We start from the raw sequence: 15,245 nt of genomic DNA, 5'->3' as shown, positions 1-15,245 counted from the left end.
TCCGGCGCGGACAGCCGCCTCCGTTCCGCTCAGCTCCTCACGGCCGGCGCGCCCGCGCCCCTCCGGGCCACCGGGACGGCGTGCCGCAGCCGCGCGCACCGCGGGCACCGCAGCAGCCGGCCGGGGCCGATCCGGGTGGCGCCGAGGTTCTGCATCGGGAACGTCGAGGTGCTGAACACATGCCCTTCGGCACACTGAACGACGGTGGACTCCATCGCCTGCCTCTCCCCAGTACGTGAACGACAAAAGCCACATTAGGGGATGATCCGGTCCGGTCGCCTCCCGGCGCTCCGGTCCCACCGTACGCCCCAACTCCCCTCCCCCGCTTCCCGATGACACGCCCGTCATGCAGGTGCCGGACGCCGGATCGGACGCGCGTGCGGGAACGACGAAAAGACCCCGCGGCTGTGCGCCGGGGGCCGGTGATGGGGTACAGTGTGCGTCGATGAGCGGCGTGATCGTTCGCTCCTCGCGGGCGTAGTTTAATGGTAGAACATGAGCTTCCCAAGCTCAGAGCGCGGGTTCGATTCCCGTCGCCCGCTCCAGCGGAAAGCCCCAGGCCAGCGGCCCGGGGCTTCCTTGTTGTCTAGACCGGTCTATGCACCGCGCACCACCTCCGCACCACTCGGCCCCTCCTCCGGCCCGTCTCCGCCGGCCTTCAGCTCGCGCCGGACGCGGTCGTCCAGTCCATGCGCGATCTCACGCTGCCGTTCCAGTGACGAGTGCTGGTAGATCAGTGCCGCCCGTACGGACGACTGCCCCATCCGCACCATGAGGTCCTTCAGGGTGGCTCCCGTCTCCGCCGCGAGCTGGTTGCCCGTGTGCCGCAGGTCGTGGAACCGGAAGCCCTCCGGCATCCCGACCGCCGTGCGCGCCCTGCACCACGTGCGGCCGAACGTGGAGCGGCGGAACAACCCGCCCTGCGGGCCGACGAACAGCAAGCCGTCCGGCTCCTTCTGCGCGAACCACTCGATGTGCCGCCGCAGGTCCTTGTGCAGGAAGCCGGGCAGGATCAGCGTGCGCTTACCCGCCGCCGACTTGGGATCGCCGGTCGCCCGCCGGCCACTGGTCAGCTCGGGTGCGGCCTGGCGGATGCGCAGGGTCCCCGCCTCCAGGTCCACGTCGTTGCGCCGCAGTGCCGCCAGTTCTTCCGGGCGCAGCGTGGCGACCGCACCCAGAGGCGGCGGTTGAACCGTCACTGACATCACTCCGGCCCTACTGGCGACCAGGTTCAACAAGTACCCGTTCACGATCACCGGCAGGCGCCCCACGCCGGTGGCTCCGCACCATGGCCCTCCCACGCTCCATCGTGCTGGGTCCTGCCTCGGCTTCCACGCCATAAGGCCGGTGAGGCCGATCGGGGTCGCGTACCGCGGACGCGACGGACTCCGCGCAGGAACGGCGTGTCTTCCACGACGGGGACCACCCCGTCGCCGCGTAACCGTCCAGATGGCCTGGCACTGGTGGGCGCTCACTGGCGGACTTGGGGCCCGCTAAGGTGGCCACGCTTGTGGCCCTCCCAGGCCGCCCGCTCCTCGCGTCAAGCAAGGAGTTCCCCAGCTGTGGCGGGGGTGGCCCCTGGGAAGAGAAGCCGTCCAGGCGGCGTTCGAAGTGCTCCCCGCAGCTGCGGGGCTGGTAGCGCGACAGTCGTTGAAAGTTGACCACGGCAGAAGGGAGATGGTTGACCGGGACCGAAGGGAGGACGAACTGGGAAGAGGATCCGTCACCCCATCTCAGCAACAAGCACACCGAGAGGCGGCACTCTGCTACGCTCCTGCCGACGGTCCGTCAGATAACAGCTCTGACAAACGAAAGCCGGGCCCGCGTCACTTCTCGCTGCCACGAGAAAGACGGGCCCGGCATGTTCCATTAGGGTCTCAACCAAGGAACGAGGTAATCGTACCCGTGGTGCTTACTCATCTGCCCGAGCCTCTCGGCTATGGCCTGCTCGTGGCGCTTCTCACCGCCTACCCCTCGACCCCCTCCCCGTACGCGCCCTGGGTCTGGGGCGCCGTCGCGGTGGTGATCGTGGTGCTGGCTCAGCCGAAGCGGCTGAAGCACCGGGCCTGACATGCGGTGGGGGGTCCGGCGTCGGCCGAAGCCGACGCCGGACCCCCCACCGCACCTGTGTTCGCCGGAGACCCACTTATCACCTCGCCTCGCGCCATCAGGGCGTTTCGCAGTAACGCATCCTCAGGGGGCTTCAGGCATGTTCCATGCATCCGTGATCCCGGATCCCATCGAAGGCGAGGCTCCGTTCAGTCGCCTGTCCCCAGCAACGCGAACGGCATGGGCAAAGCACGACCGAAAGACGGAAGGCTGGCTTCCACTCTGGCGGCACATGGCGGACAGCGGGGCTGTCGCCGAGAAGCTGTGGGAGCACTGGGTACCTCGTTCGGTCAGGGGATTGGTGGCCGAGACGCTGCCCGCCGGGGAGACGGATGCCCGTAAACTCATAAAATTCCTGGCAGCAGTGCACGATGTAGGCAAATCGACCCCCGCCTTCTCATGTCAGGTCGAAACGTTGGCCACGCGCATGCGGGACACCGGGCTCGACATGCCCACGGCCAAGGAATACGGGTTGGACCGGCGGTTGGCGCCTCACGGGTTGGCCGGGCAACTGTTGCTACAGGAGTGGATGGCCGAACGGTTCGGGCTCGGAGGCCGAGCCTCCGGACAGTTTGCCGTCGTGGCAGGTGGCCATCACGGGACGCCTCCCGACCATCAGCAGATACACGATCTCCAGCTCCGCCCGCATCTGCTGCGACACCCAGGGCCAAGCGAGGAAGTATGGCGCGGAGTCCAGTACGAGTTGATGGACGGCTGCGCCGATCTGGCAAAGGTGGCAGAACGGCTGCCGGAGTGGGGGACGGTGCGGCTGCCTCAGCCCGTGCAGGTGATCCTGACGGCTCTGGTGATCATGTCCGACTGGATCGCCAGTGCACCGGAGCTCTTCCCGTACGACCCCGAGACCTGGCAACCCGTCGGACCGGTCGGCGAACGGCGTCGGCTGCGGGCTGCCTGGGACGGACTGGACCTGCCGAAATCCTGGGTGCCCCAGGTACCGCAGGGGTCGGCGCAGGAACTGTTCGCGGAGCGATTCCCGAGGTTGGGAGGCGCATCGGTACGGCCGGTCCAGTCGGAGGCGGTACGGATGGCGCGATCCATGCCGACGGCCGGATTGCTGATGATCGAGGCTCCCATGGGAGAGGGGAAGACCGAGGCGGCACTCGCGGCAGCAGAGGTCCTCGCGGCGCGGACGGGTGCCGGGGGCGTGCTGGTGGCGCTGCCCACGCGGGCCACGGGTGACGCCATGTTCTCCCGGCTGCTGGCTTGGCTGGACCGGTTGCCGCAGGGCGACGGAGGGTCTCGTTCCGTCGTCCTGGCGCACGCCAAGGCAGCGCTCAACGACCTCTGGGCAGGATTGCTGCGGCAGGGACACCGGTCCATCGCCGCCGTCGATCCGGATGGCGGGGAGCGGGTCGGTGAAGTGCGGACGGTGCGGGCCCAACCGGCCGGGCTCCATGCTCACCAGTGGCTGCGGGGACGGAAGAAGCAGCTACTGGCCTCGTTCGCGGTGGGCACCATCGATCAGGTGCTGTTCGCCGGGCTGAAGAGCCGACACCTGGCGCTGCGGCATCTGGCAGTGGCGAGCAAGGTCGTCGTCATCGACGAGGTGCACGCCTACGACGCGTACATGGGGCGGTACCTGGATCGGGTGCTGGAGTGGCTGGCGGCGTACCGGGTGCCGGTCGTGCTGCTCTCCGCGACCCTCCCGGCCGAGCGCAGGCGCAGCCTGGCCGCCGCATACGCAGGTCCGGCGGGAGCGGATGTGGAGACGGCCGCAGACGCCTACCCTCTGATCACCGCCGTCGCCCCGGGCCGTCCAGCTCTCACCGCACGGTCCGCGCCCGCCTCGGGACGCCGTACGGATGTGCTGTTGGAACGGCTGGACGATGACGTGACGGTACTGGCCGACCGACTGGCGGAGGAACTGGCCGATGGGGGCTGCGCCTTGGTCGTCCGCAACACGGTCGGCCGCGTGCTGGAGGCCGCCGAAGTCCTGCGGAAGCGGTTCGGGGATAAAGCGGTGACGGTGGCGCACTCGCGGTTCCTGGCCGCCGACCGAGCCGCGAAGGATGCCGATCTGCTGCGGCGGTTCGGTCCGGAAGGTGACCGGCGGCCCGACCGGCACGTGGTGGTGGCCAGCCAGGTGGTGGAGCAGTCCCTCGACATCGACTTCGATCTGCTGGTCACCGATCTCGCGCCGGTGGACCTGGTACTGCAGCGGATGGGGCGGCTGCATCGGCACCCGCGGCGACGGCCCCCGCGCCTGGCCCGGGCCCGCTGCCTGGTGACCGGTGTGGACTGGCAGGCCACGCCGCCGTGGCCCGTCAATGGATCGCGGGCCGTGTACTCGGGCGAGTACACGCTACTGCGATCACTGGCCGTGCTCGACCCGTACTTGAGCGGGAAGCCCTTGCAACTCCCCGACGACATCAGCCCTCTGGTACAGAGCGCCTACGGCGAGGGCCAGGTCGGACCGGACACATGGGCGCAGAAGCTGGGCGAGGCGCAGACGAATCACCTGGCGCTGCTCGCGGAGAAGCGGGAGAAGGCGGAGGGGTTCCTGCTCGGTCCGGTACGGCGGCCAGGGCGGCCGGTGTACGGGTGGCTGGAGGCACACGCCGGAGACGCGGACGACAGCCGCGCGGGCCGCGCCCAGGTGCGGGACAGCGGAGAGACCCTGGAGGTACTGGTCGTCCAGCGGCAAGCCGACGGACGGCTGACCACCGTGCCGTGGCTGGACGGTGGTAGGGAGGGTGGGCGGGGCAGCCTGGAACTGCCCACCGACTTCCCGCCGAGCCGACGTGCGGCCGAGGCGGTGGCCGCGAGCGCCCTGACGCTGCCGGGGCGCTTCAGCAAGCCCTGGCTGATCGACCGCACCATCGACGAGTTGGAGCGTTTTCTGGTGCCGGCCTGGCAGGTGAAGGAGTGCCCATGGCTGGCGGGGGAGCTGTTGCTCGTTCTCGATGCGCGTTGTCAGACCCGTCTGTCAGGCTTCGACCTCACGTACAGCCCGACCGACGGACTACGGGTGACGTCCCCGGACGTGCCTGCAAACAGTCCCGGTGCGTCCAGGGGCGAGACAAGCACATCCGAAAGCGGGTCTGGTCGGGAGGAAGGCGGTCAGAGTGAGCAGAGCACGTGCGACCAGGAATCTCCGGCGGTTACGTCCGTTGACCGTGTCCCCGTGTCCGAGGAGCACGCGGGGGGAAACCCGATGAGTACGGAGTCCTCGACAGCCTCCGGACCGCCGTCCTTCGATCTGGTCTCCACGCCGTGGTTGCCCGTGCAACACCTGGACGGGACGGTCGAGGAGGTGTCCCTGCTCGACCTCTTCACGCAAGCCGACGGCCTGCGGCGGCTGGTGGGTGATCTGCCCACTCAGGAGATGGCCCTGCTGCGGCTGCTGCTCGCGATTCTGTACGACGCCCTGGACGGCCCCGCCGAAATCGAGGACTGGGAGGACCTCTGGCTTTCGGCCGATCCTTTCTCCGCCGTTCCCGCCTATCTCAACCGTCACCGGGATCGCTTCGATCTGTTCCATGCCGAGCAGCCGTTCTACCAGGTGGCAGGGCTGCGTACCGCGAAGGACGAACTGGCACCGCTCAGCCGGATCGTCGCCGACGTGCCTGTGGGCAGTGCCTTTTTCTCCATGCGGCGTCCGGGAGTCGACCGTCTGCCCTACGCGGAGGCCGCCCGATGGTTGGTGCACATCCACGCCTACGACACTTCCGGCATCAAATCCGCGATGGTCGGCGACGAGGCGCGGGCCAAATCGGGAAAGGTCTATCCCCTGGGTGTGGGATCGCTGGGAAATCTGGGAGGCATCTTCGCGGAAGGCACCACGCTGCGGGAGACTCTGCTGCTCAACCTCATCGCCTTCGAAGAAGTACACGGAGAGCCCGAAGACGGCAGTGGCCGTGTTCCTGAGGACCGGCCCGTGTGGCGGCGCCCTCCGCTGGGGCCCGGGCCGTGCGAGAACGGCTCCGGGGTACGCCGGCCCAGTGGTCTGCGAGACCTGTACACCTGGCAGTCCAGGAGAGTCCGGTTGCATCCCGAGAACGGCGCGGTGACCGGAGTGGTCCTCGGATACGGCGATCCGCTCGCCCTGTCCGCCCCATGGAAGCTGGAGCCGATGTCGGGCTGGCGTCGCAGCCCGGCGCAGGAGAAGAAGCAGGGCCGGGCTCCGGTGTACACGCCGCGCCGACACGATCCGAGCCAGGCGGCCTGGCGCGGACTGGGCGCCCTGCTGCCGGCTCGGCAGCAGGCGACGGACATCGGGAGACGCGGCGAGGCCGCCGCCACCCTGCGCCCCGGTGTGGCCAGGTGGTTCACCCAGGTGATCACCTCCAGCGAGATCAACCCGGGCACACTGGTCCGGCTGCGACTGGTCGGAGCGGTGTACGGCACCCAGCAGTCCGTGGTGGACGAGATCGTGGACGACTCCGTGGTCCTGCCGGTGATCACCCTGCACGAGGGGAACCCGGTGTACGGTGCCGCGGCCGTGGATGCGGTCAACGAGGCGGAGCTGGCCGTGGCGGCCCTGGGCCAGCTCGCCGGAAACCTTGCCCGGGCCGCCGGCACGGACCCCGGCTCGTCCGTCGCCGCCGCCCGCGACCTGGGGTTCGGGACGCTGGACGGCCCATACCGGGCATGGCTCAAGGAACTGCTGTCCTATCCCGATCTGGCCACGGCACGACAGGAGTGGCGGAGCACGGTGCGCCGGCACGTTCTGCGGCTCGGTCGTCAACTTCTCGCTTCCGCAGGGCCCGCGGCCGACGAGGGACGGCTGACCGACATTCCCGGCCTCGGTGTCCGCTTGATGGACGCCGGCCGCGCCAGCGACTGGTTCATCAAGCGGCTGAGCAAGGTGCTGGGCCCGGCCGCGGGGCGGCCCGGCGCCGGAGTCCCGATCCCGCAGCACCAGGCCGGTCCCGGAGCCGTCCGCGACAACCGTACGGGGAGCGCATCATGACCACGAGTACGCGGCACGCCGAGGACAGGGACGGCTCCACTCGGCCCGAGAGCGACGGTCGGCGCAGGTACTCCCTCTCCCGGCGGGCCACGCTTCGCACCGTCACCCGGCTGCAGGCGGGATACCGGCAGGACGTTCCGGCAGCGGTGGCGGCGGTGGCCAGACTGCGGCGCGAGGCCGGACGGGACGCGTACGCGTCACCCACCGGCTGGGGCCTCGACGACCTGGAGGCACTGACCGAGATCCGGGAACAGGAGCGCCGACAGGAGCAGGAGCGCCGAGAGGGCCGGGAGGCCGCGCCGAGGTACTTCTCGCCGACCGCGCGGAGGAGGAACGAGCAGCGTGCGGAGCGTGAGGAGAGGGCGGTCCATCTCGCGGTGACCCTCTGGGCGCTGCACCAGCAGTCCCTGCGTGACGAACCGATGCACGTACCCGGCTGGTCCCTCGGCCGTGCGGTACGACGGCTGGCCCATGGAAAGACCGGTACGCAGGACCCCGCTCGGAGTCACGACGCCGAGGTGGGTTCGGACGGCGGCGAGGCGCAGGAGCCCGAGCCGGTCGAAGAAGTCAGCGCGACCATCCGCAAACGCTTCGTGCGGATCGGGACCTCAACCGACGTCGACACCCTGAGCGGCCGACTGCGTGAAATGGTGCTGCTGCTCCGCGCCTCGCGGATCCCCCTGGACTACGGGCTCCTCGCCGACCAGATCTGTCGCTGGCAGGACGAGGACCACCAGGACGACATCCGACGCGCCTGGGGACGTGAGTTCCATCTCACGTACGGAAGGACCGAAGCGGACGGCGATGACGGTGGCAGCACGCCTCCCTCGGACAGCGGCCGACCGGACTTCACGAGCGACGACGCGGGCGACTAGCGCGTCCCCACCCTTCCGCCGTCCATGCCTCAGTGCTTGGGCCCGGCGTCCTGCATGTCAACGAGCCCAGACAAGGCCGCGAGAAGAACGGAACCACGGTGACCCGAACCATCCTCGATATCCACATCCTCCAGACCGTCCCGCCGAGCAATCTGAACCGCGACGACACCGGCACCCCGAAGTCGGCGTACTTCGGGGGCGTCCGACGGGCGCGGGTCTCCAGCCAGGCGTGGAAACGCGCCACCCGGAAAGCCTTCAACACCCTTCTGCCTTCCGAGGAACTCGGCGTCCGGACGAAGAAGGTGGCCGAGGCGCTGGCCGAGCGGATCGTCGCCAGGGACGCGTCGCTGGAACCGGTGGCGGTCCAGCTCGCCGCCGAGATGGTGAAGGCCGCGACCGGTTCAACGGTCGAAGTACCCAAGCGCAAGGCGAAGAACGACGAGAACGGCTCCGCCGCACCCGAGTCCCCGTACCTGATGTTCCTGAGCAGGAGGCAACTGGACGCCCTCGCCGCGCTGGCCGTCGCGGGCAGTGGCCCCGGCGGTGACGTGAAGGCGCTCAAGGAGCATCTCAAGGACAGGGAGAACAAGACCAGGGCCCGGCAGGCCGTCGACACCCGGCACTCGGTGGACATCGCGCTCTTCGGGCGAATGGTCGCGGACTCCGCCGACCTCAACGTGGAGGCGGCGACGCAGGTGGCCCATGCCATCAGCGTGCATAAGTCGGACATCGAGTCCGACTACTACACCGCGGTGGACGACCGCAGCCCCGACGACGAGTCCGGCGCCGGAATGATCGGCACCATCGACTTCAACTCCGCGACCCTCTACCGGTACGCCGCCGTGGACGTCGACGAACTGCAGCGTAACCTCGGCCTCGGTCTCCGAGAGGACGAGTCGCCGAGCACGCCCGTGGAGAGGGCGGTCAGTGCCTTTCTCGAAGCCTTCATCACCTCCCTCCCGACCGGGAAGATCAACACGTTCGGCAACCACACCCTGCCCTCCGCGGTGATCGTGAAGCTGCGCGACCGCTGGCCGGTCAGCTTCGTCGGCGCCTTCGAGGAGCCGGTGCCGAAAAGCCCGGCAGGCGGATTCCTGCGGGAGAGCTGCCGGCGGCTCGCGTCCTACGTACCAGACCTGGAGCGGCAGTACGGTCTGGTGTCGAAGGACCAGAGCTGGGTCTTCCGCGTCGGCGAGGAAACGGAGGCACTCGCACCGCTCGGCTCCGAGGTGTCCCTGGATGCCTTGGTGCGGGAGGTCAGGGACGTGGTGGCGCAGCGGCTGGGGTCCGGCACATGACGGTGCTGCTGCTGCGGCTCGCGGGTCCCCTCCAGTCCTGGGGCTCGGCCGCCCGCTTCGCCCGTCGCAGTACGGAGAACGCGCCCACCAAGAGCGGAGTGCTCGGCCTGCTGGCCGCCGCCCAGGGCCGCCCGCGGGACGCGGACCTCTCGGACCTGGCGACGCTGCGGTTCGGCGTACGGATCGACCAGCCCGGCTCGCGTCTGCGGGACTTCCACACCGCCCATCACGCCGATTCCGGCAAGGCGATGCCGCTGTCCGAGCGGTTCTACCTCGCCGACGCGGTGTTCGTCGCCGGAGTGGAAGGAGACGCGGAGCTGATCCGGTGCCTGCATCAGGCCCTGCTCGCACCGCGCTTCCTGCCATATCTCGGCCGCCGCTCCTGTCCGCCGTCCCGGCCCATCGAGATGGGACCGCCTCTGGAGGGGACCTCTCTGGAGGACGCCTTGCGCAACGCCGAGTGGCAGGCGTCCACGTGGTACGTCAGGCAACTGGAACGAGCGGTGATGAGCGGGAACGATCCGGCTGGTCCCGAGTCGCTGGACCTGCTGCTCGACTGCCCACAGGCCGAGACTCCGCACCTGTCCCTCCGGGACACGCCGATCAGCTTCGACCCGCGCCACCGGCAGTACGAACTGCGGGGCATCCGCACTGAACGGACCACCGCTCCGCCGCGCCATGATCCGACCGCCGCCCTCCGCCCCGCCGGTCCGCCCACAAGTACCACGGCAGAGAGCTTCCCAAGGACCCCCTGATGTACCTGACCCGTTTCCGCATCAACACCGCCCGCACCGAGGCTCGCCGGCTCCTCGGGTCACCGCACCTCCTACACGGCGCCGTGAACATGGCCTTCCCCGACCTCCCACCCCGGGACGGCCAAGGACCGCGTGTCCTGTGGCGGGTGGACCGCACCTCTTCAGGGCGGGCCGATCTGTTCGTGGTCAGCCCCGTCCGGCCCGATCTGACCCACCTCGTCGAACAAGCGGGTTGGCCCACCCTGGAGGAGCCTGGATGGACCACGTTCGCCTACGGGGAGTTCCTGGACGGTCTCGCGGTGGGCGACACCTGGGGCTTCCGACTTACGGCGAACCCGGTACACCACATCCGCAAACCGGGGGATCCCGAGGGGTCCCGGACGAAACGGACCGCGCATCTGACCCGGCGGCACCAACTGGGCTGGCTGCTGCAGCGGCAGGAACGGGCCGGCTTCGAAGTGACACGGAAGCCCGCCGACCGGCGGCTGACCGAGCATGGCGATGAGCACGAGGTGATCGTGCACGACCAGTTGCCGCTCCAGTTCCGCAAGCGCGAGACAGCGGGCTTGCGACACGATGTCCGCTTCGTCCGGGTCACCTTCGACGGCCGACTGCGGATCACCGACATCCACGCCTTTCGCCGCACCCTCACTCACGGGCTGGGCAAGGCCAAGGCATACGGCTGCGGTCTGATGACCCTCGCCCCGGTGCGGTGAGCGATGAGTACCGTCAGCCGCCGAAGCGCCTCCTCACCCCGCGAACTCACCCGAGTCGGTGACCGGCTCTCCTTCGTCTACCTGGAGCGGTGCACCGTGCATCGCGATGACAACGCGATCACCGCCACCGACGCCGACGGGGTCACCCACATCCCGTCCGCCACCATCGGGACCCTACTCCTCGGTCCGGGCACCCGGGTGACTCACCAGGCCATGTCCGTCCTCGGCGAATGTGGAGCCGGGGTGGTGTGGGTGGGCGAGCACGGGGTGCGCTTCTACGCAGGCGGGCGGGCCCTGACCCGTTCCTCGGGGTTGGTCGAAGCGCAGGCCGCGGCATGGGCGAACCGACGTACCCGGCTGGAGGTGGCCCGGGCCATGTACCGCCTGCGCTTCCCGGACGAGGACCCTGCCGGCCGCACCCGCCAAGAACTCCTGAGCATGGAGGGCCGCCGCCTCAAGGATTGCTACCGCCGCGAGTCGACCCGTACGGGCGTCCCCTGGCGTCGCCGCGAATACCATCCCGGCGACTTCTCCGCCGGGGACGCGCCGAACCAGGGGGTGACGGCGGCCGCACAGTGCATGTACGGCGTCGCGCACGCCGTTGTCACAGCCCTCGGTTGCTCACCGGGACTGGGCTTCGTCCACTCAGGACACGAGCGGTCCTTCGTCCTGGACGTGGCTGATCTGTACAAGACCGACGTGGCGATACCGGCAGCATTCGACGCGGCAGCAGAGGGTACGGAGGATGTGGCGACACGTACCCGGAGGGCCCTGCGGGACCGCATCAACCAAACCGGCCTCCTCGACCGTTGCGTACGGGACATCAAGGACCTGCTCGGCTACGACGGCACCCGTGAGACGGCGGATACCCAGGACCACGTGACACTGCAGTCCGACGGAGACCTCCACGTCGAAAGCGGGCGCAACTACGGGGAAGAACCCATCTGGTGACCGTCATCATTCTCGCCAACTGCCCTGCCGGACTTCGTGGGTTCCTTACCCGCTGGCTGCTCGAAATCTCCCCCGGAGTCTTTCTGGGCTCTCCCTCAGCCCGTGTGCGAGACGTGTTGTGGGCTGAAGTCCGCCAATACTCGGGGCAAGGACGCGCCCTGCTCGCGTACCAGACCAACAACGAGCAGGGCTTCACATTCGAGAGCCATGACCACGCCTGGCACCCTGTCGACCACGAGGGCCTAACCTTGATCCATCGCCCAAACCTTACGAACCCTCGCGAAGGAACCCGCACATCACAAAGTCCACGCCAGGGCTGGAGCAAGGCAGCCAAGAGGCGGCGCTTCGGAGGGCGGTAACGGATGAGATTTCACAACAAAGCTCTACATCACAAAAATCCAAAAACGCACACTATGTCGGATTCCGTAATAGTAAGTAAAAACAAGTACTCCATGGTGTAAAGCCGCTGGTCAGCGCCTGTGGTCCCCGCGCCTGCGGGGGTGGTCCCCGGCCCTCACGCATCGCTTCGATGCACTTGAGGTGGTCCCCGCGCCTGCGGGGGTGGTCCCCGGGCCGTCCGCACGCTCAAGGCCGAGGGTCTGGTGGTCCCCGCGCCTGCGGGGGTGGTCCCAGCCCCACTGGGCGAAAACCTCCCCGACCCTGGTGGTCCCCGCGCCTGCGGGGGTGGTCCCGACGTGTCGTGGGTGCTGCGCAACGGCAACCAGTGGTCCCCGCGCCTGCGGGGGTGGTCCCCGGGCGATGAGCTGGTCCTTGGTGGTGTCCTCGTGGTCCCCGCGCCTGCGGGGGTGGTCCCAGGTTCCACACCCAGGACGCAAAGGACTTGATGTGGTCCCCGCGCCTGCGGGGGTGGTCCCACCGGGGCCAGGGTCGGCACGCGGATCGTGGAGTGGTCCCCGCGCCTGCGGGGGTGGTCCCTCATTGCGGAGATCGACGGGGAGCCCGTGGAGGTGGTCCCCGCGCCTGCGGGGGTGGTCCCTCCCCCGGCGGCCGGGCCCGCGGCCGGGGACAGTGGTCCCCGCGCCTGCGGGGGTGGTCCCCCGTCCTCGATCAGCCACCGCGCCACGTCGGTGTGGTCCCCGCGCCTGCGGGGGTGGTCCCTTCTTCGTGGCGCTGCCGGGCCGGATCGTCGCGTGGTCCCCGCGCCTGCGGGGGTGGTCCCCGAGGACGTCCAGGGCCACCAGGTAGTCCCCAGTGGTCCCCGCGCCTGCGGGGGTGGTCCCGCAAAGTGGAGGAGTGCCGCCCGCCGGTTTACGTGGTCCCCGCGCCTGCGGGGGTGGTCCCGTCATGGTGCCGGTCTGCATCCATGACCCGTCGTGGTCCCCGCGCCTGCGGGGGTGGTCCCTGTCGACGCGCCAACCCCGCGGACGTGGGCGAGTGGTCCCCGCGCCTGCGGGGGTGGTCCCGCCCTGTGGTGCTGCCTGCCTGGCATCACCGTGTGGTCCCCGCGCCTGCGGGGGTGGTCCCCGCGCCCGACATAACCGGAAGACATGCGCAGGGTGGTCCCCGCGCCTGCGGGGGTGGTCCCGCCGCGCAGCGCGCCGGCCGCACGCCGGAGCCGTGGTCCCCGCGCCTGCGGGGGTGGTCCAAAGTTCCAGATCCACTGGGCGATGCTCTTGATGTGGTCCCCGCGCCTGCGGGGGTGGTCCCAGGGCCCGCAGTCGGGCCCGGATCTCGGGGGAGTGGTCCCCGCGCCTGCGGGGGTGGTCCCCATCTGGGAGCGCGGGCGCGCGATGAACACCTGTGGTCCCCGCGCCTGCGGGGGTGGTCCCACAGATGCGATTCTGTGCTGCGTACAGCGAGTGTGGTCCCCGCGCCTGCGGGGGTGGTCCCAGGGAGCCGATGTCGCCCTGCTTGCGGATCTCGTGGTCCCCGCGCCTGCGGGGGTGGTCCCCGGACGCGCCGGGCGGCGCGGTCCAGCCGACGGTGGTCCCCGCGCCTGCGGGGGTGGTCCCGTCCGCGGGATGCTGCGCCACAACCCGGAGGGGTGGTCCCCGCGCCTGCGGGGGTGGTCCCTTCCTCCGCGGCGCGGCCTCGCAGGTGGGCGTGTGGTCCCCGCGCCTGCGGGGGTGGTCCCTGACCGTCGTCCCCTCCCCGACGTATGCGGCGGTGGTCCCCGCGCCTGCGGGGGTGGTCCAGACCGCGCCGCGAGGATGGTTCGCCGACCAGTGGTCCCCGCGCCTGCGGGGGTGGTCCCCGGGCCCATGGGAGCAGGCGACCGCGCAGCAGGTGGTCCCCGCGCCTGCGGGGGTGGTCCCTCCAGCAGGGAGAAGCTCCCACGCATCCCCGGGTGGTCCCCGCGCCTGCGGGGGTGGTCCCTCTACGACGCTGGAATGCGTCTGTCCGATCCGGTGGTCCCCGCGCCTGCGGGGGTGGTCCCCGCCGTGGCCCGGATCTCCCCCGACTCTCGTTGTGGTCCCCGCGCCTGCGGGGGTGGTCCCGCCAACGCCGGAGAACACGGGCCGCTGGCCGAGTGGTCCCCGCGCCTGCGGGGGTGGTCCCGCCAGGGCGGCGGCCAGGGCGACGAGGAACAAGTGGTCCCCGCGCCTGCGGGGGTGGTCCCAGTCGAAAACGAAGCCGTTGTCCTCGCCGCACGTGGTCCCCGCGCCTGCGGGGGTGGTCCCGCGGAGTACGAGCTGCCCCTTCTTCACGACCGGTGGTCCCCGCGCCTGCGGGGGTGGTCCCGGGTCCAGGACCAGCTCACCGCGGCGGCTGGAGTGGTCCCCGCGCCTGCGGGGGTGGTCCCCTCCTCGCCGGAGCCGGCGGTGGGGGCCGCGGGTGGTCCCCGCGCCTGCGGGGGTGGTCCCCAAGCGCGTCCACCCCGCAGGAGCGGGAAAGCGTGGTCCCCGCGCCTGCGGGGGTGGTCCCTCCCGACACGGGGGCCCCTGGGGTGATCCCTTGTGGTCCCCGCGCCTGCGGGGGTGGTCCTGCCGAATGGACGGCCCGCGCGGTCGACCGACTGTGGTCCCCGCGCCTGCGGGGGTGGTCCCTGGTCCATGTCGAAGGCGGGGCCGTCCGGCCGGTGGTCCCCGCGCCTGCGGGGGTGGTCCCAGCGGCATGTCGTCCTCCTCAGGGATGGTGGTGTGGTCCCCGCGCCTGCGGGGGTGGTCCCGCACAGACGTGTTCTGGCGGTGCGCTCGGCATGTGGTCCCCGCGCCTGCGGGGGTGGTCCCGCGGCGGCCATGTACGCGGCGTTCCAGCGGGAGTGGTCCCCGCGCCTGCGGGGGTGGTCCCCGGGCGAGCGCCGGGGTGCGGCACTTCAGTGCGTGGTCCCCGCGCCTGCGGGGGTGGTCCCGGTCGGGGGCCTTCCTCCGGGCCCTGCGGAATGTGGTCCCCGCGCCTGCGGGGGTGGTCCCTCGGCCATGCACTTCATGCAGCCGCACGTCTTGTGGTCCCCGCGCCTGCGGGGGTGGTCCCGCTTCCCGCACCTCCACGACCTGCTTGGACTGGTGGTCCCCGCGCCTGCGGGGGTGGTCCCACCGGCACCGGCGACACCGAAACGTGGGAGCTGTGGTCCCCGCGCCTGCGGGGGTGGTCCCGGTGTTCAGGGAGATGCCGCGCATGTCCGCCAGTGGTCCCCGCGCCTGCGG

8 protein-coding genes, 1 tRNA gene, 1 pseudogene and 1 CRISPR repeat array are annotated in these 15,245 nt (G+C 70.3%); of the genes and pseudogenes, 8 read left to right on the top strand and 2 right to left on the bottom strand.

What is annotated here, in order from left to right; translation table 11 throughout:
* Positions 1 to 29: 29 nt before the first annotated feature.
* Entirely contained in the window at positions 30 to 215 is a 186-nt protein-coding gene (locus tag ACFSJS_RS23910) for a hypothetical protein (protein ID WP_380903800.1), read from the bottom strand.
* A gap of 256 nt (positions 216 to 471) precedes the next feature.
* On the opposite strand from ACFSJS_RS23910, the gene ACFSJS_RS23905 reads away from it, so the two are divergent.
* Positions 472 to 545, top strand: a tRNA-Gly gene (locus ACFSJS_RS23905).
* Positions 546 to 596: 51 nt separating this feature from the next.
* On the opposite strand, the pseudogene ACFSJS_RS23900 reads toward ACFSJS_RS23905, so the two are convergent.
* Positions 597 to 1,178: pseudogene (locus ACFSJS_RS23900) on the bottom strand (tyrosine-type recombinase/integrase); the annotation flags it as partial.
* Between the two features lie 1,031 nt (positions 1,179 to 2,209).
* On the opposite strand from ACFSJS_RS23900, the gene casA reads away from it, so the two are divergent.
* The 7 genes from casA (at position 2,210) to cas2e (ending at position 11,996) form a co-directional block, all read left to right on the top strand.
* Entirely contained in the window at positions 2,210 to 7,042 is a 4,833-nt protein-coding gene (casA, locus tag ACFSJS_RS23895) for a type I-E CRISPR-associated protein Cse1/CasA (RefSeq protein WP_380903796.1), read from the top strand.
* Positions 7,039 to 7,917: a type I-E CRISPR-associated protein Cse2/CasB gene (casB, locus tag ACFSJS_RS23890; protein ID WP_380903794.1), complete on the top strand. Its 879-nt coding sequence runs from the start codon at positions 7,039 to 7,041 to the stop codon at positions 7,915 to 7,917. Before casA ends, casB begins: the two co-directional genes overlap by 4 nt.
* Before the next feature lie 98 nt (positions 7,918 to 8,015).
* Positions 8,016 to 9,215, top strand: coding sequence for a type I-E CRISPR-associated protein Cas7/Cse4/CasC (gene cas7e, locus ACFSJS_RS23885; protein WP_380903792.1), 1,200 nt, complete (start codon positions 8,016 to 8,018; stop codon positions 9,213 to 9,215).
* Positions 9,212 to 9,970, top strand: coding sequence for a type I-E CRISPR-associated protein Cas5/CasD (cas5e, locus tag ACFSJS_RS23880; RefSeq protein WP_380903790.1), 759 nt, complete (start codon positions 9,212 to 9,214; stop codon positions 9,968 to 9,970). The genes cas7e and cas5e overlap by 4 nt, the downstream gene beginning before the upstream one ends.
* Positions 9,970 to 10,686, top strand: coding sequence for a type I-E CRISPR-associated protein Cas6/Cse3/CasE (gene cas6e, locus ACFSJS_RS23875; RefSeq protein WP_380903788.1), 717 nt, complete (start codon positions 9,970 to 9,972; stop codon positions 10,684 to 10,686). Before cas5e ends, cas6e begins: the two co-directional genes overlap by 1 nt.
* A 3-nt stretch (positions 10,687 to 10,689) precedes the next feature.
* Entirely contained in the window at positions 10,690 to 11,637 is a 948-nt protein-coding gene (cas1e, locus tag ACFSJS_RS23870) for a type I-E CRISPR-associated endonuclease Cas1e (RefSeq protein WP_380903786.1), read from the top strand.
* Positions 11,634 to 11,996 carry a type I-E CRISPR-associated endoribonuclease Cas2e gene (gene cas2e / locus ACFSJS_RS23865; protein WP_380903784.1) on the top strand — a complete coding sequence of 121 codons (363 nt, stop codon included), beginning with the start codon at positions 11,634 to 11,636 and terminating at the stop codon, positions 11,994 to 11,996. Before cas1e ends, cas2e begins: the two co-directional genes overlap by 4 nt.
* Positions 11,997 to 12,116: 120 nt before the next feature.
* A CRISPR array of direct repeats spans positions 12,117 to 15,194; the repeat unit is 29 nt; unit sequence GTGGTCCCCGCGCCTGCGGGGGTGGTCCC.
* Positions 15,195 to 15,245: the final 51 nt, after the last annotated feature.

Source organism: Streptomyces desertarenae (genome assembly GCF_042681365.1).
GTDB classification, from domain to species: Bacteria; Actinomycetota; Actinomycetes; order Streptomycetales; family Streptomycetaceae; genus Streptomyces; species Streptomyces desertarenae.
The sequence above is the reverse complement of the archived record's forward strand: the minus strand, read 5'-3'. Positions and strand labels throughout refer to the sequence as shown.

Excerpts from the sequence above, each read along its gene's own strand:
- cas5e (WP_380903790.1), top strand. The coding sequence starts at position 9,212 with ATGACGGTGCTGCTGCTGCGGCTCGCGGGTCCCCTCCAGTCCTGGGGC.
- cas1e (WP_380903786.1), top strand. The coding sequence starts at position 10,690 with ATGAGTACCGTCAGCCGCCGAAGCGCCTCCTCACCCCGCGAACTCACC.
- casB (WP_380903794.1), top strand. The coding sequence starts at position 7,039 with ATGACCACGAGTACGCGGCACGCCGAGGACAGGGACGGCTCCACTCGG.
- ACFSJS_RS23910 (WP_380903800.1), bottom strand. The coding sequence starts at position 215 with ATGGAGTCCACCGTCGTTCAGTGTGCCGAAGGGCATGTGTTCAGCACC.
- cas6e (WP_380903788.1), top strand. The coding sequence starts at position 9,970 with ATGTACCTGACCCGTTTCCGCATCAACACCGCCCGCACCGAGGCTCGC.
- casA (WP_380903796.1), top strand. The coding sequence starts at position 2,210 with ATGTTCCATGCATCCGTGATCCCGGATCCCATCGAAGGCGAGGCTCCG.